The organism is Lentzea sp. NPDC054927 (assembly GCF_053610285.1).
On sequence record NZ_JBSGXZ010000036.1, the window covers coordinates 73,475 to 95,047 of the forward strand.

A 21,573-nucleotide genomic window follows, 5' to 3' on the forward strand; every position below is an offset into this window, starting at 1 on the left:
CTGCCGTTGATCAGGTGGAGCAGGCTCTACCTAGTAGCGGACGTCGCTCAGCAGCAACGGCGGGTAGACGTTCGACGCTTCGCCATCCACCGTCGTGCCCGCGAACTGCAGCATCGCCCGCAACTCGCCATGCAGCTGCGCCGGGTAGTTCAACTCGGGCTTGGAGACCTCGTCGAGCTTCGCGAGTTGATCTGTAGTGAGCACAACCTCCTCGAGGTTGCTCTCCAAGTGCTCCAGCCTCCGCGCCCCGATGATCGGCACCACAGTGCCCCGCTGCGCCCGGAGCCAAGCCAACGACACCGCCGCCGCCGTGCTGTCGTGCTGCCCGGCGATCTCGTTGGCCACATCAATGACCTTGAAGTCCTCCTCCGTGGGCCCACCCACGTACTTGACCCGCTCCGAGTCGGTGACCTGCACGTTCCTCCGGTACTTGCCACTCAGGAACCCGTTCTTGAGCGGACTCCAAGGCACCAGCGCCATCCCCATGTCCCGAGCCATCGGCGCGATCTCCCCTTCAACCGTCCGCGCCAGCAACGAGTACTCAACCTGCAACGCGATCAACGGCGCCCACCCCTTGAGCACCGCCATCGTCTGCGCCTGAGCCGTCACCCAAGCCGGCACGTTGGAGAACCCGATGTACCTGACCTTGCCCGATCCCACCAGGTCGTCCAACGTCCTGAGCGTCTCCTCGATCGGGGTGTTCCGATCCCAGTTGTGCATCCAGTAGAGGTCCAGGTAGTCCGTGCCAAGCCGACGCAACGTCTCCTCGAGCTGCCCCAGAACAGCCTTCCGCCCAGCCCCGCCCCCGTTCGGGTCGCCGGGGTACATGTTGAAGAAGAACTTGGACGCGACCACCACCCGATCCCTGGCCTTGGTGGCTCGGAAGAAGTCACCGAGGATCTTCTCCGAGTGCCCGTTGGAGTAGAAGTTGGCGGTGTCGACGAAGTTCCCGCCGCGATCGAGGTAAGCACCGAGAATCTTCTCGGACTCCTCGACACTGCACCCGGCAGCCCCGGCGTCCTCGCCGAAGGTCATCGCGCCGAGGGCGAAGGGGCTGACCCGCAGTCCGGACCGGCCGAGCGTGACGTAATGGTCGAGAGGCATCTTCTTGGCTCCTTGGAGTCGTTCTGGCGTTGCTCCAATGGAAGCCGTCCTGGCGGCCCGGCGGTACGAAGATCCGCTCGCGCTCTTGCCCAATCCTCTTGGTTCTGGCTTCGTCGCTCGTTTGGGTGCGTTGGGCGTGGTGGGCGTGACGTAGGCAACCCGAGCGACAACCGGTGATGGCGATCGGTAGGCTGTCGCGTCGAGGGCTGCTAGCTCAATTGGCAGAGCAGGAGACTTTTAATCTTCGGGTTCAGGGTTCGAGTCCCTGGCGGCCCACAACTGAACACAGCACGCGAATCGCCCGCTGACCTGCGTGAGCAAGTTGGCGGGCGATCTTGTTCGTCCTTCTGGGTTGGACGGTGGTATGCCGCAGCCGCCAAGTACCGTGGCTGCGCGGCTGACCTACATCGACTGGAAGACGCCGACGAGCACGGTGCCGAGGAAGACGATCGAGTTGATGGTCGCCAGCACAGCGAAGAAGTTCGACACCTTGTCCATGGCAGCCGTCGCGAACATGAACGCGACGACGAGGCACGCGACGGTCATCCCGCACGAGAAGACGATCAGCCCGACGCCGCCGTACTTCTCGACGAGGCCGATCGCTGCGGTCAGCAGGACGACGATCACCTGTGTGACCAGTCCCACCAGCACCTGAGGACCGTACTTCGGCAACCACGTCGCCGACTTGACGGGCACAGACGCGAAGCGTGCTTCGCGGCTGCGGCGCTTGTTGGCGAACAGGGCCGCGGAGATGCCTGCGACCACGCCGAGCACGGCGATGACGCGGCTGGGCGGCTGGCTGCGCATGAGGCCGATGGTCCCAAGTCGGCAGATGACAGGCATAGGGACCGTTCGGGTCCATAGGCCATCCCTATCGTGAGCTCACGGCAGTCTCTGACCGAACATGGTTGGTTCCACGGGATCCGACGGACTTGATGGATAGCTCAGGTCCCTGAACAGCCACAACGGGGGTTCTCATGCTGACCCGTTCGGCCCACCAAACCCCCAGGTCCTGAGACCTGGGGGTTTCGTCGTTCACCGGACCTGTGCCACGAAGCGGGCCGTCGCGCGTGGATTCCGGAGCACGACCAGCTGCGCGTCTTTGGCGTGGGTCTGGATCGCGTTGAGGAGGAGTGGGCGGTGGCGGCGGCGCCAGGACCACACCCAGAGCCAGAAGTCGACGCGTTCGCGTGAGCGGCGTAGTGCTTGCCAGGCGCAGCGTGGGAAGGAGTAGTCGAGCAGGAGGACGGTGTCTGCCCTGCGGAGGCGGACTTCCAGGACGTCGTAGGGGCCCAGGTCGCCGTCCATGATCCAGTGGTTGGCGCTGGCCAGTTCGTCTTGGAGGGTGGCCCAGTGGGCTGGGGGTGTTGGTTCTAGAGATGGGCCCCAGAAGTGCTTGTCGAGTTCGACTACGGGGAGGCCGGTTGCGGTGCCCAGGGTGGTGGCGAGGGTTGATTTGCCTGCGCCGCCGCGGCCGAGGATCACCACGCGCTTCATGAGGGTGATCGTGCCAGAACGGGCGGGACGTGCTCAGAGAACAAGCGAGCCTTCCGTTCGAGGCGGCGGCTCGAACGGAAGGCTGGCGTGGTGGGTTAGGCGTGAGCTGGGGTGTTTGTGGGGTCGGTGGTGGTTCGGTTGGGGAGCAGGGCGGCCACTACGACGGTGGCTGCGGCCAGGACGGCTGCTACTACGAAGGCCAGCTTCATGCCGCTCAGCTGTGCTGCGGCGGCTGGGGTGCCGTCGGCCATCAGTTGGCCTGTGCGGGCGGACATCACGGTTACGACCAGGGCGGTGCCCAGGGCTGCTGCTACCTGTTGCAGGGTGCCGAGGATTGAGCTGCCGTGCGGGTACATGTCTGGCGGGAGGGCGCCCATGCCCAGGGTGAACATTGGGGTGAAGGTTGCGGCGAGGCTGATCATCAGCAGGCCGTAGAGGGCCAGGACCTGCCAGTACGGCATGGTTGTCGAGACCTGGGTGAAGCCGGCCAGGGAGAGCACCATGCCGATCGAGCCGGGCAGGACGAGTGGGCGGCTGCCGAAGCGGTCGTAGAGCTTGCCCACGGTTGGGCCCAGCAGGCCCATGGCCAGGCCGCCCGGCATGAGGAGCAGGCCGGTTTGCAGTGGGGTCAGGCCGCGCAGTTTCTGCAGGTAGAGCGGCAGCAGCATCATCGAGCCCATCATCGCCAGGAAGGCGATGCACAGGAAGACCAACGCCAGCGCGAAGGTGCGGTGCTTGAGGGCTCGCAGGTCCATCAGGGGTGCGTTGGTGCGTTGCAGCTTGAGCTGGCGGAACACGAAGATCGCGATGACGGCGACGCCGGCCAGGGCGATGCCGATGCTCGGGCCGAGTTGGACGTGGACTTCGCCGAACAGGCTCAGGCCGTAGACCAGGCCGCCGAAGCCGAGGGTTGCCATGGCGGCGCTGAACCAGTCGATGGAGCTCACCTTGGGCTCGCCGATGTTCTCGAGCTGGCGCAGGCCGAAGTAGGTCACGGCGCCGGCGATCGGCAGGACGGCGACGAACAGCAGGCGCCAGGAGCCCAGTTGCAGGATCAGGCCGGACACGGCTGGGCCCAGGGCTGGTGCCACGGAGATCGCGAGCGTGACGTTGCCCATCACGCGGCCTCGGTCTTGTTCTGGCACGACGGTCATCAGCGTCGTCATCAGCAGCGGCATCATCACGGCCGTGCCTGCGGCTTGGACCACACGGCCGAGCAGCAGCACTGCGAACGTGGGCGCGGCGGCGGACAGGGCGGTGCCTGCCAGGAAGACGCCCATTGCGATCGCGTAGCCCTGGCGCGTGGTGACGCGCTGCAGGAACCAGCCGGTGATCGGGATCACGGCGGCCATGGTGAGCATGAACGCGGTGGAGACCCATTGGGCGGCTTGCTCGGTGACGAGCAGCGATTCCATGAGGCGCGGGATCGCGTTGATCATGAGGGTCTCGTTGAGGATCACCACGAACGTGGCCAGCACCAGCAGGCGCACCACCAGCGGTGTTCGACTCGCTTGCGCGGTCGGGCGGTCTTGGATCGCAGCAGGCATGTCAGGCCCTCACTAGGTTGCTGGCAGTCGTGTTGCGGCCAAGGCCGCCGGTGTCGACGTCGTCGTCGTTGCACCGGTGGAGACCGGCAGATCCGACGGAACTCATCGGTACACCCGAGTGTTCCTCATCGCTGCCTCCATCTCACCCGATATTCGCCATCGGCGGATCAGGTCCTCGTCCGTCTACAACTACGTCGAACCGCGACGGCGCTAATCGACATCGGCGTCGAAGACTTTGACCACCACGTTGCCGCGCTTGTGGCCCGACTCGACGTAGCGGTGTGCCTCGGCTATCTCTGCCAGCGGAAACGTCCGGTCGACCACCACGCGCAGCTTGCCCGCTTCGATCAGTGAGCTGATGACGGGCAGGGTCGCGCGCTTGTTCACGGACATGCCCACGACGACGCGCTTGCCGCCGCGCAGGGCTGTCCAGAGGGCTCGGAAGTTGTTCGGGAGGCCTGTCGTGGGGAGGTACTTGCCGCCTGGGCGCAGCGAACGGCGGGCCGCGGCGAACGAGGACATGGTCACGGTGTCGAAGACGACGTCGTAGGTGTCGAGGTCGGCGGTGAAGTCACGCACGGTGTAGTCGATGACCTCGTCGGCGCCCAGGGACTTCACCAGGTCGACGTTGGACGGGCCGCAGACGCCGGTCACCGAGGCGCCCAGGTGTTTGGCCAACTGGACGGCGTAGGTGCCGATGCTGCCGGACGCGCCGTTCACCAGCACCCGCTGACCTGGGCGGACGTGGGCCTTGTCGCGCAGGAAGAACAAAGCGGTGGTGGCGCCGTCCACAGCGGCCGCGGCTTCCGCGAAGGTCAGATTCGACGGCTTCGGCGCCAATGAGCCGCTCGCGGGGAGGCGAACGTAGTCGGCGTGGGCTCCTACTGCGAAGCCGGTGAAGCCGAAGACCTCGTCGCCGACCTGGAAGTTCGTCACGTCAGCGCCCAACCGTTCAACGACACCGGACACTTCCAGGCCCAGCGTGCGGAGATTCCTGCGCGGTCCGCGCAGGCCGAGAATTGCTCTGCCCCACAACGGTTCGCCGCGGCGCATCGCGGTCTCGGCGGAGGTCACGGTGGTGGCGTGGACCTTGATCAGGACGTCACCAGGGCGGAGGACGGGGATCGGTCTCTCGACCACCTGGACCACGTCCGGTGGGCCGAACTTCGTGTGCACGGCGGCTCTCATGGGCTGACGCTAGGGACAACGAGACCCGTTGCGGGGAAACGGGTCTGAGAATCAGGGACAAAGCAGGGGAACCACCTAGGGTCTCGGCCCCTGGTCTGAGACGAAGGTTCGGACCGCGGGCCGATCCTGGGGCACGCCGGCGGTGGCAGCGTCTTCTGGCATGAGGTTTCCGAACGGGTGGGTTGGTGGGGCGGCGCTGGTGCTGGGGCCGCTGTTGCTGCTGGGTGGCACGTTGTTGCGGTCACCGTTCAACTTCTTCTTCCCTGACCAGTTGAGGGCGGTGGCCGAGCAGCCGGGGCTCATGACGGCGGCCTATACGGCGTTCCTGGCGGGCAACGTCGTGATGTGGGCGGGGGTGGCTTGGCTCGTGCAGCTGATCGGCCGGGAAAGGCCCAGGTGGGCGGCTTGGGCGGGGGTCCTGGTGACGGTCGGGCTGTTCGAGCGGACGTTCCACGCCGGAGTGGATCAGGCCGCGTTCAGCGCTACGAAACACCTCGGGGTCACCGAGGCCACGGAGCTGGTGGCGCAGGGTTACGGGGATCTGCACCTGTTCAGCTTCCTGTCGTTCACGATCATGTTCGGGTGGTTCGTGCTGGCGTTCGGGGCCTGGCGGAGCGGTGTGCTCGGGCCGGTCAGGGCGGTCGCGCTGGGGGCAATGGGATTGCTGCCGCTCGGGGTGCTGAAGGGCACCGAGGTGGTGTCGATCATCGGGACCGTCGGTCTGTGCATCGCGCTGGTGCCGTTGGGGATTCGGACGCTGCGCGAGCAGCCGACGCCCACCAGGCGGAACGTGCTGACGGCGATTCCGGTGGCGGTGGGGCTAGGGGCGGTCGCGGTCCTCAGCACCATGGGCTGAGGCGGAGGGCCAGGCGAACCAGAGGCCCGCGAAGACGAGGAACGCCACCACGCCGACGATCACCGCGGGCCAGCCGCCGAGGATCACCTCGGCCAGCAGGAGGACGGTGCCGGTCATCGCCAGGGCCAGGAAGCCGAGGCCGATGAGGGCGAACGTGTTGCCCGAGCTGACCACGTCCTCGCGGCGGCCCTGGCGGAACAGCACGCGGTGCCAGGCGGCGGGGGCGGTCAGGAAGGCCACGGCGACGGCGGCGCACAGCACGGTGACCAGGTGGGTGACGCGGACATATCCGCTGGTGGAGGCGTACTTTTCGGTGAAGGCGATGGAGAGCAGGAAGCCGAACAGGATCTGCACGCCAGCCTGGGCGACGCGGAGCTCCTGCAGCAGCTCGTTGACGTTGCGGGCGAGTCTGCGTTGGCTGGATTCCTCGGCTTCGCTCACCACCTTCGCCTACCCCTGCGACGGCCGGTTGAAACAGCCTTCCTGTCCCAAAAATGGCGGGGCGGGCCGACTACCGCTAAGCAAGTGATCCATGAAGATCTTTGCAGTCGTGGTCGCCGCCGCGCTCGTGTTCACCCCAACCGCGCACGCCGAACCCGCGAAGGTGGCCCACACGTCCGGCAAGTTCGAGAGTTTCAGCGCCACAGCCGAGGCCGTCACGTACGACGCCAAGGTGCCGAACGGCGCGAAGGTGACCGTCGTCAGTGTGCCGACGATCAGCGGTGGCACGAATGTTCTGTTGAAGCTCAACGGATTGCTGCCGCACCGGGCTTACGGCGCGCATGTGCACGTGAAGAAGTGCGGTGCGGCGCCGGCGGACTCGGGTCCGCACTTCCAGAACGTCGTCGACCCGGTGCAGCCGTCGGTCGACCCGGCGTATGCCAATCCCCGCAACGAGATCTGGCTCGACGTGCACACGAACGGCAACGGGTTCGCCTACACCTCGTCCACTGTGGACTGGCAGTTTACCGAACGACACGCGCAGTCCGTGGTGCTCCACAACGAACACACGCACACCAAGCCGGGCGAGGCCGGTACTGCAGGGCCACGGCTCGCGTGTGTGAACGTCGAGTTCTAAAAACGGTTAATCACAAAGAAATCAGTGACGAACGCGACCGGGTCGCCCGCGGTGTTGCGGCCGACCCAGGTCGGGTAGACACCGTCACCCCATCCGGTCGAGAACGCCACGACGTTCAGACCGGACTGGAAGTCCGTCACGTTGGCGGGACCGCGGCCGCCGCCCACCTTGCCCAGCGCGTCGATGAGGTCGCAGTTGCCCACCTCGTCGTCACTCGCCAGGCGGTCCAGCGCCGGGGCGGCGGAGAGGTCGAAGAACGCGCCGGTGCTCGACTTCACGTCGTAGCCGAACTCCTCCTGCATCGGCACGAGCTCGCCGGGCAGCACGGCCGGGGTCCACGAGTACGCGGGCTCGTCCTGGATCGTCACCCTGGCCGCGGCGACGCGGTAGCCCTGGCGGAGATCCGGGTAGCCGTCACCGTCGACCCACGAGACCAGCGAGACCGACACCGGGTACGTGCCCGGCGCGACCGTGTCCGTGAACGCCTCGGCGTCCTCCGGCCACACCACGAACGGGTCAGCGGCCACGAGCCTGCCGGTCGGCAGGGCCAGCTCACCCACCTGCTGCACGGCCACGACCTGCTGTTCACCGCCGCCGGTCGGCTTGCCGACTGGCCCGTCGACGAAGAACCGCTCGAACCCGGACCTGATCAGTTGAACCGCCCCCACGCTTAGGCACCTCCAAGGGCATGTTGGCAGAAGGCCCTGACACCCGATCGGGGCACCGGGTGTGTTCGCGCTGCGTGAAGTCCACCCGGACGGAACCGCGCAGGTGACAGGCTCTGTGGCATGGGGACGATCGAAGTGGTGCTGGGTGACGTCACGACCGAGGACGTCGACGCGATCGTGACGGCGGCGAACGAGTCGCTGCTCGGTGGCGGCGGGGTGGACGGGGCGATCCACCGCGCGGCCGGGCCGAGGCTCGCCGAAGCCGGGGCGAAGCTGGCGCCGTGCCCACCGGGGAAGGCCGTCGCGACGCCCGCGTTCGACCTCGCGCCGGTCCAGTACGTGATCCACACGGTGGGACCGGTCTGGGAGGGCGGGGACCACGGCGAGGACGAGGTGCTCAGGAGCTGCTACGTCGAGTCCCTCCTGCTGGCCGACGACCTCGCCCTCGACAGCATCGCGTTTCCCGCCATCTCGACCGGGATCTACGGCTTCCCGCTGGAACGGGCGGCGAAGATCGCGGCGATGGCCGTCAGGTCGCTGCCGCTCTTCGACCGGATCCGGCTGGTGGCGTTCGACGAAGCCACCAGGGAAGCGCTGACCAGGTACCTGGCCGTGCCGGTGCAGGAGTGGTGCCCGACCTGCGGGGCGAAGGCCGTCCCGATGCTGTTCGGCCGTCCGGTCGACGAGGTGATGAAGGCCGCGGACCTCGGACTGGTGGCACTCGGCGGCTGCTTGGTCACGGGCGACGGCACGGACCCGCAGTGGCGGTGCACCGCGGATCGCGAGCACCGGTGGACGAACGGTGCAGGTGACGAAGATCGTCAGCAGATCGCCATCTGGGAAGCCAAAGCGACAGCCGACCGCCTGGAGGGTTGACCTCCACCGAAGACGAGGTACGACGATCGCCCTCCACGACGGGAGGTGGCGGTTGCTCGCCAAATGGATCACCTGCGACGTGCCTGCGCACATGCGCGATCGTTTCGACGCGACCCAGCGGAGCTGGTCGGTGATCGCCGGCCAGCCCGGACTGATCGGGCAGGTGGGTGGCTGGGACGGCCGGACCGGCCGCGCGCACGTGTTCGCGCTGTGGGCGAACGACGACAGCCACCGGGTGTTCCTGCGTGACCGGCATGACGCGGTGGCGGACGCGGGCGGCTACACCGGGATCGCGGTCGCCCACGGCGAAGTGATCCTCACCATGCCCGGCGCCGCGGAGACGGTGGCCGGCGCGATGAGCGGCGGGTTGCTGCGCGTCGCGGACTGTCACCTCGCCGCTGGTGCGGAGGAGCACTTCGTCGCCGTCCAGCGCGAGGTGTGGACGCCGGCGATGGCGGCGGCGGGTGTGCTCGGCGGGGTTCTCGCGCAGGTGACAGCGCACCGCTGGCTGGTCGCCACGTTCTGGCCCGACGCCGGAACGCACCGCCGGTACGCCGTGGACGTGCCCGGTCTGCGGGCCCAGGCGACCGCGGGCAGCGACATCGCCTCGATGTCCGGTCACGTCCTGGAGCTGGAACCGGCGTGGCGGGTCCCCCTGCGCCGATGACGCTCTGTGAAGATCGCGGCTGGTCAGTGCCGTAACCTGAAGGGCGTGTCCGTCCCCTCCACCCTCAAGATCGGCCCGTTCGCCGTCGACCCGCCCGTTGTGCTGGCCCCCATGGCGGGCATCACCAACGTGGCGTTCCGGCAGCTGTGCCGTCGGTACGGGGCCGGGCTGTACGTGTGCGAGATGATCACGGCGCGGGCGCTGGTCGAGCGCGACCCGATGACCATGCACATGATCACGTTCGACGAGGGCGAGAGCCCCCGGTCGATGCAGCTCTACGGCGTCGACCCGCGCAACGTCGGCGAGGCCACGAAGATGATCGTGGACGAGAACCTCGCCGACCACATGGACATGAACTTCGGCTGCCCGGTGCCCAAGGTGACGCGCAAGGGCGGCGGGGCCGCGCTGCCGTACAAGCGGGAGCTGTTCCGGCAGATCGTGCGCGCCGCGGTGCGCAACGCCGGGGACATGCCGGTCACCGTGAAGTTCCGCATCGGCATCGACGACGACCACCTGACGTACCTCGACGCGGGACGTATCGCGGCAGACGAGGGCGCACAGGCCGTGGCACTGCACGCGCGCACGGCGTCGCAGCGCTACTCCGGCAAGGCCGACTGGACGGCGATCGCCAGGCTCAAGGAAGCCGTGACGAGCATTCCGGTCCTGGGCAACGGCGACATCTTCAGCGCGCAGGACGCGCTCGACATGGTCGCCCAGACGGGCTGCGACGGCGTGGTCGTCGGACGTGGCTGCCTCGGCCGCCCGTGGCTGTTCCGCGACCTCCAAGCCGCCTTCCGCGGCGAGCCGATCCCCGAGGGCCCGACGCTGGGCGAGGTCGCCAAGGTCCTGCGCACGCACGCCCAGCTCCTCGCGGCCCACGACGGCGAGCACAAGGGCCTGCGCGACCTCCGCAAGCACATGGCCTGGTACTGGCACGGCTTCCCGGTCGGTGGCGACACGCGCCGGGCGTTCGCGATGGTGTCGAGCCTGCAGGAACTGGACGACCTCATCGGCACGCTCGACCGGAGCGTTCCCTTTCCGGAGAACGCGGAGGGCCCGCGCGGCAGGCAGGGGTCCTCGGCCAAGGTCGTGCTGCCGGAGGGGTGGCTGGACGACCCCGAGGACGCCACGGTTCCGTCCGGCGCGGACGTGATGCACTCCGGTGGCTGACCGCGTCGCGCTCCTCCTCGCCTCGCTCGCGCTGCTCGCGGGCTGCGCTGGTCCGATCGCGGGCACGGCACGACCCGTTCAGCTCAGCGACGGCGACCGCGCGAAGTTCAAGACGTTCTACGAGAGCCTGAACAAGGCGGGCGACGAGGGTGCGCCGCAGCAGCAGAAGATGCTCAAGGACACCCAGCACCCGGACTACCGGCAGAAGACGTGCGATCTTCGCGGAGCCACCATCAAGGTGGAACCGACCTGGTCGACGCTTCGTACGGACGCCGACTGGACACCTCCCGGCGACAAGGCCCACCCGCGTGGCGACGTCTACGTCGTCGCGGTCACGATCACGCTGCGCCAGGAGGACCAGGCGATCGGCAGCCAGATCGGATCGCTGCACGTCGTGCTCCTGGACGACGAGGTGTACGGGTTCGCGCCCTGTCTCGGTGGCTGAACGGGTTGTTGATCTTCCAAGCTCACTTGATCGGAGCAGCTGACGGTCAACCGGACGGGGGAAATCCCGTCTCTACGCGTCCTTCTCGCTCAAGCGGCGCCTCTCAGGGGACGACACCTGGCAGGTAAGGAGGTGACCGCGATGACCGCGCTGCGACCAGAAACCGCAGAGACCCAGCAGGCCGACGTCAGCGTCGACGAGCAGGGTTCCGGGCCGATCGGCCTGCACGAGTCCATCGCGACGCTGTTCGCCTCCCGCGGCCAGTGGCGCCAGGCGTACCAGCACCTGCGTTCCGCTCTCGACCTCGTCCACGCCGACCAGGTCGAGGAGCCGCACGTTCCCGAGCAGCTGCGCCGCGAGGTCGACAGGCTGCGCCGGGAGCACGCCGAGGCGCGCGAGCAGAGCCTGCGCGACAGCCTCACCGACTCCTACAACCGCCGCTACCTCGACCAGCGCCTGATGGACATGCTGACCGAGCACGGCACGCGCCGGCACGGGCTCGCCATCGCGCTGATCGACCTCGACTGGTTCAAGCAGGTCAACGACACCTTCGGTCACCTGCTCGGCGACCGCGTGCTGCAGCGCGTGGTGGAACTGCTGCAGCAGGGCCTGCCGGAAGGGGCCTTCTGCGCCCGCTACGGCGGCGAGGAGTTCGTCCTCGTCCTGCCACGGGTGGACGCCACGACAGCCGTGGAAATCGTCGAGAACGCCCGCGAACGTGTCGAGCGTCACGCTTGGGCGGAGATCGCGCCGGGGCTGCGCGTGACGGTCAGCGCGGGCCTCGCGTACGAGCCGCCGGCGGACGAGGCGCCGGAGCGTCCGGCGGTCAGTGCCGAGCAGCAACTGCTCCGGGCCGACAGCCTCCTGTACACGGCCAAGCAGTCCGGACGCAACGCGGTGGCGTACCGTGCGGATGGGCGGGTCCGCCTCGCAGGCGCGGCGTCTGGTCGCCGTGCCATCACTGAGACACGTGTTCTCGGTTACTACTGAGTGAGCTGGCTCACCCGTTCAGGGCAAGCGGACTGCCCGCAATCGCGCGCAGATCGAATCCGTATCACCCGGAGTGGTCGTCAGAAGTCGGCTACATCCGTAGTATCGCGGGCGCAACTGACACGCCGGTGATGCAACCCTTGTGTCCCGGTCGTCGTCACTTCGTAATGACGAACCGCTATTTCAGCTTCTGACCCAGAAGGGAGATTGGGTGCCCGACGACCCCCGACGTGGCGGCCCCTCTTCCCGTGGTGATCAGGATCCCCAGCACCAGGACCAGCCGACCGGCCGTAGACGTCGCTCGATGGAAGGCTCTGGGGGCCTGAGCGTCTCGGACCTCATCGAGCAGCACAGCAGGACGAACATCCCCCGACCCGTCCCGCCAGGCTCGCCCGACGCTTCCACTACAGGCAGGCGTGCCCTGCCAGACCCGCCCGCGACCGGCAGGCGTGCGCTTCCCGACCCGCCGGCCCCACAGCAACCACCACAGGCTCAGCCTCAGCAACCGCGGCAGCAGCCGCCCGCCGCCCACCGGACTGGTGAGCAGACGGGTACGCGCCCGCGGCCGCCGATGGCCGACCAGGCACCACCGCAGAACTTCACCGGTGAGCAGACCGGCAGGCGGCGTCGACCCGACGCGCCCGCCGAGCAGACCGGTACCCGGCCCAGGCCTGCCCAGGGTCCGGCCCAGAACCCGGTGCAGCACCCGGCCCAGAATCCGGCGCAGAATCCGACGCAGACCGGGTCCTACCAGGTGCCCGGCGAGCAGACCGGTCCGCGACCGCGACCGGACGCGACCGGGATGCAGCGCCGCCCGGCACCAGGGGATCCGAACGGTGCGGTCCGGCGTCCCGAGGCGGACGCCACCGGCACCCGGCGACGTCCCGCACCCGGCGAGATGGGCCCCAACGGCGCACCTCGCAGGCCCGCGCCCGGCGACGTCCCGTCGTCGAACGGCATCCCGCGCCCGCCCGCACCCGATGCGAACGGCGCACCGCCGCGCAGGCCCGCTGACGCACCGTCGTCCAACGGCATCCCGCGGTCACCCGCGCCGGGTGACGTCACCTCCAACGGCATGCCCAGGCCACCGGCACCCGGCGACCCTCGCCGGATGCCTCCTGGCGACGCGCCCTCGTCGAACGGCATCCCGCGGCGCCCGGCGCCCGGTGTGCCCGAGGCGAACGGCATGCCCAGCGGCACCATCCGCCGCCCGGCACCCGACGCGAACGGCGTACCGCCGCGCAGGCTCGCCCCCGGCGACGCACCGTCGTCCAACGGAATCCCGCGCCCGCCCGCACCTGACGCGAACGGCGTGCCACCGCGCAGGCCCGCTGACCCGCCGTCGTCCAACGGCATTCCGCGCGCCCTGGCACCTGACGCCAACGGCATGGCACGTCCGCCCGCACCGGGTGACGTGACGTCCAACGGCATGCCCAGGCCACCGGCTCCCGGTGACGCCAAGGCGAACGGCATGCCCAGGCCGCCGGCACCCGACACGCCCGGCAACGGCATCCCGCGTCCCCCCGCCCCCGGAGGGACGCCAGAGCCCGGTGCACCTCGCCGGCTGCTCGCGGGTGAAGCGCCGTCGCCGACCAGCCTTCCGCGTCCTCCCGCCCCCGGCGAGGGGCCGGACCGCCGGCCGGTGCCCCCGAACGGGGACCTGACCGGCAGGCAGCCGATGCCGTCGCGCGCGGAGTCCAGCGGACCCCGTCCGATGCCTCGTCCCGCAGCCGGTGGCGCGGTTGGCGGCGCTCCGATCGCCAACAGGCTCGGCGCGACGCCCGACGCACCGGCCGAGGAGCCCAAGGCCGACGCGCCTGGACCCGAAGCCACCCAGATCGCCTCGGCGGCGGGGGTGGCCAAGGTCGAGAAGCGCGAAGACATGGACCTGATGTGCCTCACCACCGAGATGGAGGCCATCGGCGACGACGTGAAGAAGCGTCGCGAGGTCGACCACACCCTCGCGCGGTTCTCCGCGGTGCACGACGAACTGCTCGAGCAGGAGCGTCAGCGCAAGGAACGCCGCTCGAAGCTCATGCCGTGGGTCAAGGACGACGAGGAGAACGAGGAGGCGACCCAGTTCGCCGAGCCGGTCGTCCTCGGCGAAGAGGGCGACGAGCAGAAGGTCACCGGACGCACGCCCCAGCAGCGCAAGTTGATGCGCGGCGCCAAGATCGGGGCGATCGCCGCCGCGGCCGTGGTGTTCGCGTCGACCGGCATCGGCTGGACCGCGGTGAAGTGGGCCGACTCCAAGATCCCGAAGATCGACGCGCTCGGCGGCAACTCGCAGGCCGTGCAGCAGGCGGAGAAGCAGCTCGGTGACGAGAACTTCCTGCTCGTCGGCTCGGACACCAGGGCGGGCGCGAAGGCCGGCGACAACGTCGGCACGCAGGCCCAGGAGGGTGGTGCGCGGTCGGACGTGATCATGCTCGCGCACATCCCGGCTGACCGTAAGCGCATGGTCGTCGTGTCCCTGCCGCGTGACGTGCGGGTCGACCGGCCCGAGTGCCGCAGCTGGAATCCGGACAACGGCCAGTACGCGGGACCCCTCAAGCCCGAGAAGGGGGTCATGGCGAACTCCGTCTACAACGACGGTGGGCCCGAGTGCGTCGCCAACCTGATGACCCAGCTGAGCGGCCTGAAGATCAACCACTTCGTCAGCATCGACTTCGTCGGCTTCCGCGAGATGTCGACGGCGATCGGCGGTGTGCAGATCTGCTCGCCGACGGCGATCGTGGACGACGAGCTGGGTGTCATCCTCGACAAACCCGGCAAGTACACGCTCAAGGGCGACCAGGCGCTGCAGTACGTGCGCGCTCGCAAGGTCCAGGCCAAGGGCGACAGCGGTACGGACTTCGACCGGATCAAGCGGCAGCAGGGCTTCCTGTCGGCGATGTTGCGGCAGGCGCTGTCGAACGAGGTGTTGCTGAGCCCGACCAAGCTCAACAACTTCATCAGCGCGCTCACGAAGTCCACCGTCGGCGACAACATCGACGTGGCGTCGCTGCTGGAACTCGCGAACTCCTTGCAGAGCCTCGACGCCGGCCGCGTCTCGTTCGTGACGATGCCGCACTGGACCGACGACAACAAGCTGAAGGACATCCCGGACGACAACATCGAGCGCCTCAGGGACGACGAGGTCAAGGCGCTGTTCCAGACGATCATCGACGGGACGCCGCTGCCACAGGAGAAGCCCGTCGAGCCCAAGCCAGGCGAACAGGCGAACACGCCGGCTCAGCCCGGCACGGTGCTCGACGCCAAGGACGTGAGCATCCAGGTGCTCAACGGCGACCCGACGAACGGCGGCCTGGTCGCCAGGACGTCGAACGCGCTGGAGCAGCAGGGTTTCAAGATCGCCCGGCGGGACAACGCGCCGGAGAACGCGCCGAAGACGACCATCAAGTACTCCAAGGGCAACGAGAACAAGGCCGCGACCCTCAAGGCCGCGGTGCCCAGTGCGGAACTGGTGGAGTCACCGGGCCTGGGCGGCGCGGTCGTGCTGACGCTCGGCGCGAACTTCGACGAGAAGGTCGTGTCACCGAAGGCAGGCGGCACTCCGCAGGGCAACAACAACCAGGGACAAGCCGGAAACGATCTGTCCATTGTGAACGCGGCACAGGACCCCTGCGCGAAGTGATTCGCCTGGGGTTCACCTCGGGTTCATGCTGGCATGTCGCTGCCGCGATGGTCGGGACGTAGGCTGAGCGCCATGCGCGAGGCCTACCACGACCAGCTAGAAGAGCTCGCCGGCCGACTTGCCGACATGACCGGCATGGTCGCTGACGCGATGGAGAACGCGACCTCCGCTTTGCTGCAGGCCGACCTCGGTCTCGCGGAGCAGGTCATCAGCGGTGACCAGAAGGTCGACGACGTCCGCTCCAGCATCGAGGAGCAGTCGTACGCGCTGCTCGCGTTGCAGGCACCGGTCGCGACCGATCTGCGCACTGTGCTCGCGGTGATCCACGCCGCGGAAAGCGTCGAGCGGATGGGCGACCTGGCCCTGCACGTGGCGAAGGCCGCGCGGCGCAGGCACCCGGCGTCGGCCGTCCCGGAGGACGTGCAGCCGTACTTCGCCGAGATGGGCACCATCGCGACGAAGCTCGCCCGCGACGCCGCCGTGATCATCCGCGAGAAGGACGTCACCCGCGCTCGTGCCCTCGAAGAGGACGACGACGCGATGGACGACATCCACCGTCACCTGTTCTCGGTGATCATGGACAAGGAGTGGGCGCACGGCGTCGCCGCGGCGGTCGACGTGACCCTCCTCGGACGCTTCTACGAGCGCTACGGCGACCACGCCGTGTCGGTCGCCAAGCGCACCGTCTTCGTCGTCACCGGCCGGATGCCCGGCTACGGTGGCGACGAAGACCTCTAAGCCTCAACTACCGAAACTGCCCATCGCGTTCTGCCGCGAGCTCCGGATCGGCGTAAGCCTCGGAGAACTCGGCGAGCACGGTGGGCAGTTCCTCGTCCCAGGCCGCACGCGCTTCCTCGCGCGGCAGATCCCTCGCGTCGACGGTGAAGTACGCCCACGCGCGCACGACCTCGGGCAGCAGCGCCAGATCCGCGTCCGACACGTGCACCTTCGCGGCCACGTTCAGGATCAGCACGGCCGTGAGCGACGCGGGCCCGTACACAACGGGATCCCGGTTCTGCTCGACAGCAGCACCGGCAAAGATTCGCGCGAACGCCCGTGCCACCTCGACGTCGGCGATCCCGTGCTCCGAGGCCAGGAACGCCTCCACCACCTCGTCCGTCCTTTCCGGACTGACGGTGGGGATCTCGTACTCCTTTGGCACCAAGGAACTCACGCGTGCGTCGGCGAGCGCGATCAGCTGAACGGGGTGCCGCACGTCCTCGGACCCGATCAGGCCCTCTTCCGCTTCCTCGTCAGGCCCGTCCGCCCAGAACTGCTCGACGTCCGGCCACACGCGGTCGTAGACGCCGGTGGCGCTCAACGGCGTGATCTCGTTGCGGAACGCATCCGGTGTGGAGGCGATCATGTCCTCCAGCAACGCGACCGTGCCCTCGTCCGGCGTGGCGAACAGCTCGATGGCGGTGGCGCCCAGCACCGGCTGACGCATGAACAGCACGGTCTCGCCGACGCCTGCCCGCTCCTGGGTGAACGCGACGACCTCCACGTCTCCCAACAGGTTCGTGACGAGGAAGGCGTCGCGGAAGTCCGGCACGGCACCGGGGACGTACCAGGACGGCTCGGCGGCACCGCGCGCCGCAACGGTTTCCGCGGCGGCGAACGCTTCTGCTCTGGTCTCCGCGGAACCCACACCGGACAGCGCGCGCAACGCGGTGAGCGCCGCCGGGTCGTTCATCGCGGCGAGCGCGTCGATCAACGGCGTGTGGCCGGATCCGGCGAGCCAGAGCGTGGCGTACAGCTCGCTCGCCCAGGCGTCCGCGAGCAGCCATGACTCCGAACGCAGCACGGCCGCCGACTCGAGCAACGCCCCGTACGGGGAGTTGTTCTCCGGCCGGCGGCCGGGTGCCTTGCCTTGCTTCTTCTTGCGGGGCTTGCTTTGCGGGCTCACGCCCAGCAATTTATCCGAAGCGGCCGGAGATGTAGTCCTCGGTCGCCTTCTGGCCCGGGTTGGAGAAGATCTTCTCCGTGTCGTCCACCTCGATCAGCTGTCCCGGCTGACCGACACCCAGCAGGTTGAAGAACGCGGTCTGGTCCGACACACGCGCGGCCTGCTGCATGTTGTGAGTCACGATGACGATCGTGTACTCCTTCTTCAGCTCCGTGATCAGGTCCTCGATCGCCAGCGTGGAGATCGGGTCCAGAGCCGAGCAGGGCTCGTCCATCAGCAGGACGTCCGGCTGCACCGCGATGGCACGCGCGATGCACAGACGCTGCTGCTGACCACCGGAGAGGCCGCCGCCCGGCTTTTCGAGGCGGTCCTTGACCTCGTTCCAGAGGTTGGCGCCGCGCAGCGAGCGCTCGGCGACCTCGTCGAGCTCCTTCTTGTTCTTCACGCCCGCGAGCTTCAGGCCCGCCACCACGTTGTCGCGAATGGACATCGTGGGGAACGGGTTGGGCCGCTGGAACACCATGCCGATGGTGCGGCGCACCTCGACCGGGTCCACAGTGGACGCGTAGATGTCCTCGCCGTCGAGCAGCACCTTGCCCTCGCAACGGGCGCCGGGGGCAACCTCGTGCATGCGGTTGAGCGACCGCAGCACGGTCGACTTGCCGCAACCGGAGGGGCCGATGAACGCGGTCACGTTCTTCGGCGGCACCGCGAGCGAGACGTTCTCGACGGCGTGGAACTTGCCGTAGAAGAGGTTCAGGTCCTTGATGTCGAGTCGCTTGGCCATGTCCGCCCGCTCACTTCGTCTTCGGCGCCAGCGCCCGCGAGATCACGGTCGCCAGGAGGTTGAACAGGGTGATGAGCACGACGAGCGTGATCGCCGCGCCCCAGATGCGCTCGAAGCCCGCCTGCGTCGGGTTGTTGCGCTCGTTCACCATCATCAACGGCAGCGAGGCCATCGGGCCGTCGAACAGGTTGTAGTTGATGAACGGCGCGTAGGCCGCGAGCACCAGCACCGGTGCGGTCTCACCCATGACGCGGGCGAGGGCCAGCATGATGCCGGTCAGGATGCCGGACAGCGCGGTCGGAATGACGATCTTGACGATCGTCTTCCACTTCGGGATGCCCAGCGCGTAGGAGGCCTCGCGCAGCTCGTCCGGGACGATCTTGAGCATTTCCTCGGTGGTGCGCACGATGACCGGCACCATCAGCAACACCAGGGCGAGCGACACCGCGAACGCGCTCCGGCCAAGGCCGAACGTCGTGATCCACACCGTGTAGACGAACAGGGCGGCGACGATCGACGGGACACCGGTGAGGATGTCGACCATGAACGTCGTGGCCTTCGAGAGCTTCGAACGGCCGCCGTACTCGACGAGGTAGATGGCGATCATGATGCCGATCGGCACGGAGATTACCGCGCAGATCAAGCCTTGGACCAGGGTGCCGTAGATCGCGTGGTACGCGCCGCCGCCCTGCTGCTTGGACAGCAGGCCCGACATCGACTTCTGCCACCAGTCACCGTCGAGGATGACCGGGAAACCGCGCTGGATCACGGTGTAGAGCACCCACACCAGCGGGATGATCGCGATCAGGAACGCGCCCCACACGAGCGCGGTGGCGAGACCGTTCTTGATCTGGCGGGAGGTGCTGACCGACTGGAACGTCGGGGGCGTCGCGAGGCGCTGGGGATCCGCGAGGTTGGTGCTCACTCGTACTCCTTGTGGCCGGCGACGATCGAGCGCGCGATGGCGTTCACGACGAAGGTCAGCACGAACAGCACCAGACCGGCGGCGATGTAGGCACCGGCCGAGCGCGCGTCGTTGAACTCCGGTGCGGCCAGGGCGATCTTCGAGGCGAACGTCGAGCCACCGTCGAAGAGCGACCAGCCGAACGAACTGGTGGCGGTGCTCAGGATGATCGCGACGGCGATGGTCTCGCCCAGCGCACGGCCGAGGCCGAGCATCGAGGCGCTGACGTAACCGGCCTTGCCGAACGGCAGGACCGTCGTGCGGACGACCTCCCACTTGGTCGCGCCGAGCGCGATCGCACCCTCGATGTGCATCGTGGGCGTGCGCTCGAAGACCTCGCGGCTGACGGCCGTGATGATCGGCAGGATCATCACCGCGACGACGATGCCCGCGGTGAAGATGGTGCCGCCGAGCTGCACGTTCACGTTGCCCTTGGCGAAGATCGGGATCCAGCCGAGGTTCTCGATCACCCACTCCGAGAACGGGAAGAGCACGGGGCCGAGCACGAACAGGCCCCAGAGGCCGAAGACGATCGACGGCACGGCCGCCAGCAGGTCGACGACGTAGGCGAACGGCCGGGCGAGGTTGCGCGGCGCGTACTGCGTGAGGAACAGCGCGATGCCCAGCGCGATCGGCATGGCGATCACCAGGGCCACCAGCGCGACCACGACCGTGACGAGCGTCAGGTCGAGGATGCCGAACCGCAGGTTCGTCGGGTCGGTGGTGTTCCACTCGCGGCTGGTCAGGAAGTTGACGTTGTCCAGCCCGAGCGACGGGATGGCCTGCAGGATCAGGAACAGGCCGATCGCACCGATGAGAACGACGATGAAGACACCGGATCCCGTCGCCAGGCCGCGGAAGATGCGGTCGCCGGGCCGGACGTGAGGTGCCTTGGCAGTTGCTGAAGCTTCCGGTGTCGGGGGAATCGGAGCCTCCGAGGCGTGGTGAGCAGCCGCGACGCCCCGCTCCCCACCGGTGTCACCGGTGGAGGCGGGGCGCTTGGCCACGACGGGATCGTTCATCGCGTCTGTGTGTCAACCGAAGTTTCGCATCAACCTCAGGCGATCGCCTTCACGGCGGTCAGGATCTTGTCCTGGAACGCCTTGGGCAGCGGCACGTAGCCGGCGTCGGCGAGCTGCGCCTGACCGGTGGTGGCGGCAACCGTGAGGAACGCCTTGACGGCCTTCGCGGTGTCGGCGTCGTAGCCCTTCGAGCACACGATCTCGTAGGTCGCGAGCAGCAGCGGGTACGCACCGGCGGCCTTGGAGCCGTAGATCGAGTCGAGGTCGAGGACCAGGTTGTTGCCCTCGCCCTTGACCTTCGCACCGTCGATGGCCTTGCCAGCCGACTCGGCGGTCAGCTCGACGGCACCGGCACCAGAGTCGATCTTGGCGATCGAGAGCTTGTTGTCCTGCGCGAACGACCACTCGACGTAGGTGATCGCACCGTCGATGGAGCCGACGGCCTGCGCGACACCGGCGGACTTCTCCTTGCCCTCGCCGATACCACCCTTGAACTGCTTGCCGTCACCCTTGGTCCAGCCGCCGGCGACCTTCAGGTACTTCTGGAAGTTGTCGGTCGTGCCCGACTCGTCCGAGCGGTAGATGACCGCGATGTCCTTGTCGGGCAGGGTCGCGGAACCGTTCAGGGCCTTGATGGCCGGGTCGTTCCACTTCTTGACCGTGCCGGAGAAGATCGCGGCGGTGGTCTTGGCGTCCAGCACGAGGCTGTCCACACCGGAGACCTTGTAGCCGACGGCGACCGGGCCGAACACCAGCGGGAGGTTCCACGCCGGGTTGGTCTGGCAGCGCTTGGTGGCGGCCTCGGTCTCGGCCCCCTCCTTCAGCGCGGAGTCCGAACCACCGAAGTCGACCTGGCCGGCGTTGAAGTTCTTCACGCCCGCACCGGAGCCGGAGGGGTTGTACGCGAGGTCCACACCGGGGCAGGCGGCCTGGTAGGCCTGCACGAACGCGTCGACCGCGTTCTTCTGCGCGGAGGAGCCCTCGGCGTTGAGCTTGGTCTTGCCGCCACACTCGACCGGGACGGAGGCGGCGTTCGACGAAGTGTTCGTGCCACCCGTCGGCGCGTTGTTGTCACTGCCACACGCACCGAGCAGCAGCGCGCTGGCCGCGACGAGGCCGAGAACGGCACCGTGCCGCTGGATCTTCACCTTGGTCCTCCACCTTGCGGAAA

Annotated in this window: 21 protein-coding genes and 1 tRNA gene; 10 read left to right on the forward strand and 12 right to left on the reverse strand. The window is 68.1% G+C overall.

The window, feature by feature from the left end; genetic code table 11:
• Positions 1 to 30: 30 nt before the first annotated feature.
• Positions 31 to 1,104: an aldo/keto reductase gene (locus ACWGE0_RS34405; RefSeq protein ID WP_452265060.1), complete on the reverse strand. Its 1,074-nt coding sequence runs from the start codon at positions 1,102 to 1,104 to the stop codon at positions 31 to 33.
• A gap of 203 nt (positions 1,105 to 1,307) precedes the next feature.
• Between ACWGE0_RS34405 and ACWGE0_RS34410 the strand changes: the two genes are divergently transcribed.
• Positions 1,308 to 1,380: transfer RNA gene (locus ACWGE0_RS34410), tRNA-Lys, on the forward strand.
• Between the two features lie 126 nt (positions 1,381 to 1,506).
• On the opposite strand, the gene ACWGE0_RS34415 is transcribed toward ACWGE0_RS34410, so the two are convergent.
• The 4 genes from ACWGE0_RS34415 to ACWGE0_RS34430 form a co-directional block, all read right to left on the reverse strand.
• The gene (locus tag ACWGE0_RS34415) at positions 1,507 to 1,911 is read right to left on the reverse strand and encodes a hypothetical protein (RefSeq protein WP_452265061.1); all 405 of its coding nucleotides are present in this window, start codon (positions 1,909 to 1,911) and stop codon (positions 1,507 to 1,509) included.
• A 228-nt stretch (positions 1,912 to 2,139) separates the two neighbouring features.
• The gene (locus ACWGE0_RS34420; protein ID WP_452265062.1) at positions 2,140 to 2,601 is read right to left on the reverse strand and encodes a hypothetical protein; all 462 of its coding nucleotides are present in this window, start codon (positions 2,599 to 2,601) and stop codon (positions 2,140 to 2,142) included.
• 95 nt (positions 2,602 to 2,696) lie between these two features.
• Positions 2,697 to 4,148 carry an MDR family MFS transporter gene (locus tag ACWGE0_RS34425; protein ID WP_452265063.1) on the reverse strand — a complete coding sequence of 484 codons (1,452 nt, stop codon included), beginning with the start codon at positions 4,146 to 4,148 and terminating at the stop codon, positions 2,697 to 2,699.
• Between the two features lie 210 nt (positions 4,149 to 4,358).
• The gene (locus ACWGE0_RS34430; RefSeq protein ID WP_452265064.1) at positions 4,359 to 5,336 is read right to left on the reverse strand and encodes an NAD(P)-dependent alcohol dehydrogenase; all 978 of its coding nucleotides are present in this window, start codon (positions 5,334 to 5,336) and stop codon (positions 4,359 to 4,361) included.
• Positions 5,337 to 5,496: 160 nt separating this feature from the next.
• Here ACWGE0_RS34430 and ACWGE0_RS34435 point away from each other — a divergent pair, with 160 nt between their 5' ends.
• Positions 5,497 to 6,192, forward strand: a complete 696-nt coding sequence (locus ACWGE0_RS34435; RefSeq protein WP_452265065.1) for a hypothetical protein — start codon at positions 5,497 to 5,499, stop codon at positions 6,190 to 6,192.
• Here the strand turns inward: ACWGE0_RS34435 and ACWGE0_RS34440 are convergent.
• Positions 6,157 to 6,633, reverse strand: coding sequence for a DUF6328 family protein (locus ACWGE0_RS34440; protein ID WP_452265066.1), 477 nt, complete (start codon positions 6,631 to 6,633; stop codon positions 6,157 to 6,159). The two genes, ACWGE0_RS34435 and ACWGE0_RS34440, sit on opposite strands and share 36 nt — an antisense overlap.
• Before the next feature lie 91 nt (positions 6,634 to 6,724).
• On the opposite strand from ACWGE0_RS34440, the gene ACWGE0_RS34445 reads away from it, so the two are divergent.
• Complete coding sequence (locus tag ACWGE0_RS34445; protein ID WP_452265067.1) at positions 6,725 to 7,270, forward strand: superoxide dismutase; 546 nt, start codon at positions 6,725 to 6,727, stop codon at positions 7,268 to 7,270.
• On the opposite strand, the gene ACWGE0_RS34450 is transcribed toward ACWGE0_RS34445, so the two are convergent.
• Entirely contained in the window at positions 7,267 to 7,938 is a 672-nt protein-coding gene (locus ACWGE0_RS34450; protein ID WP_452265068.1) for a DUF4241 domain-containing protein, read from the reverse strand. The genes ACWGE0_RS34445 and ACWGE0_RS34450 overlap by 4 nt on opposite strands.
• A 120-nt stretch (positions 7,939 to 8,058) precedes the next feature.
• Here ACWGE0_RS34450 and ACWGE0_RS34455 point away from each other — a divergent pair, with 120 nt between their 5' ends.
• The 7 genes from ACWGE0_RS34455 (at position 8,059) to phoU (ending at position 16,461) form a co-directional block, all read left to right on the forward strand.
• The gene (locus ACWGE0_RS34455; RefSeq protein ID WP_452265069.1) at positions 8,059 to 8,814 is read left to right on the forward strand and encodes a macro domain-containing protein; all 756 of its coding nucleotides are present in this window, start codon (positions 8,059 to 8,061) and stop codon (positions 8,812 to 8,814) included.
• On the forward strand, positions 8,747 to 9,481 hold the full coding sequence (locus tag ACWGE0_RS34460) for a DUF4937 domain-containing protein (protein WP_452265070.1): 735 nt from the start codon (positions 8,747 to 8,749) through the stop codon (positions 9,479 to 9,481). Before ACWGE0_RS34455 ends, ACWGE0_RS34460 begins: the two co-directional genes overlap by 68 nt.
• A 45-nt stretch (positions 9,482 to 9,526) precedes the next feature.
• Positions 9,527 to 10,651, forward strand: a complete 1,125-nt coding sequence (dusB, locus tag ACWGE0_RS34465) for a tRNA dihydrouridine synthase DusB (protein WP_452265071.1) — start codon at positions 9,527 to 9,529, stop codon at positions 10,649 to 10,651.
• Positions 10,644 to 11,096: a hypothetical protein gene (locus tag ACWGE0_RS34470; RefSeq protein ID WP_452265072.1), complete on the forward strand. Its 453-nt coding sequence runs from the start codon at positions 10,644 to 10,646 to the stop codon at positions 11,094 to 11,096. The genes dusB and ACWGE0_RS34470 overlap by 8 nt, the downstream gene beginning before the upstream one ends.
• 141 nt (positions 11,097 to 11,237) lie before the next feature.
• Positions 11,238 to 12,086: a GGDEF domain-containing protein gene (locus ACWGE0_RS34475; protein WP_452265073.1), complete on the forward strand. Its 849-nt coding sequence runs from the start codon at positions 11,238 to 11,240 to the stop codon at positions 12,084 to 12,086.
• 571 nt (positions 12,087 to 12,657) lie between these two features.
• On the forward strand, positions 12,658 to 15,723 hold the full coding sequence (locus ACWGE0_RS34480) for an LCP family glycopolymer transferase (protein ID WP_452265074.1): 3,066 nt from the start codon (positions 12,658 to 12,660) through the stop codon (positions 15,721 to 15,723).
• A gap of 72 nt (positions 15,724 to 15,795) precedes the next feature.
• Positions 15,796 to 16,461, forward strand: a complete 666-nt coding sequence (gene phoU, locus ACWGE0_RS34485; protein ID WP_452265075.1) for a phosphate signaling complex protein PhoU — start codon at positions 15,796 to 15,798, stop codon at positions 16,459 to 16,461.
• Positions 16,462 to 16,468: 7 nt separating this feature from the next.
• On the opposite strand, the gene ACWGE0_RS34490 is transcribed toward phoU, so the two are convergent.
• Genes ACWGE0_RS34490 through pstS form a run of 5 tightly spaced genes read right to left on the reverse strand, consistent with a single transcriptional unit; the run spans position 16,469 to position 21,550 of the window.
• A complete protein-coding gene (locus ACWGE0_RS34490) occupies positions 16,469 to 17,629 on the reverse strand; it encodes a hypothetical protein (protein ID WP_452265076.1) in 1,161 nt (386 codons plus the stop codon).
• Positions 17,630 to 17,639: 10 nt separating this feature from the next.
• Positions 17,640 to 18,416: a phosphate ABC transporter ATP-binding protein PstB gene (gene pstB / locus ACWGE0_RS34495; RefSeq protein WP_452265077.1), complete on the reverse strand. Its 777-nt coding sequence runs from the start codon at positions 18,414 to 18,416 to the stop codon at positions 17,640 to 17,642.
• 10 nt (positions 18,417 to 18,426) lie between these two features.
• Positions 18,427 to 19,341: a phosphate ABC transporter permease PstA gene (gene pstA, locus ACWGE0_RS34500; RefSeq protein WP_452265078.1), complete on the reverse strand. Its 915-nt coding sequence runs from the start codon at positions 19,339 to 19,341 to the stop codon at positions 18,427 to 18,429.
• On the reverse strand, positions 19,338 to 20,402 hold the full coding sequence (pstC, locus tag ACWGE0_RS34505) for a phosphate ABC transporter permease subunit PstC (protein WP_452265079.1): 1,065 nt from the start codon (positions 20,400 to 20,402) through the stop codon (positions 19,338 to 19,340). Before pstC ends, pstA begins: the two co-directional genes overlap by 4 nt.
• Positions 20,403 to 20,437: 35 nt before the next feature.
• Positions 20,438 to 21,550, reverse strand: coding sequence for a phosphate ABC transporter substrate-binding protein PstS (pstS, locus tag ACWGE0_RS34510; protein WP_452265080.1), 1,113 nt, complete (start codon positions 21,548 to 21,550; stop codon positions 20,438 to 20,440).
• Between the last annotated feature and the right edge of the window lie 23 nt (positions 21,551 to 21,573).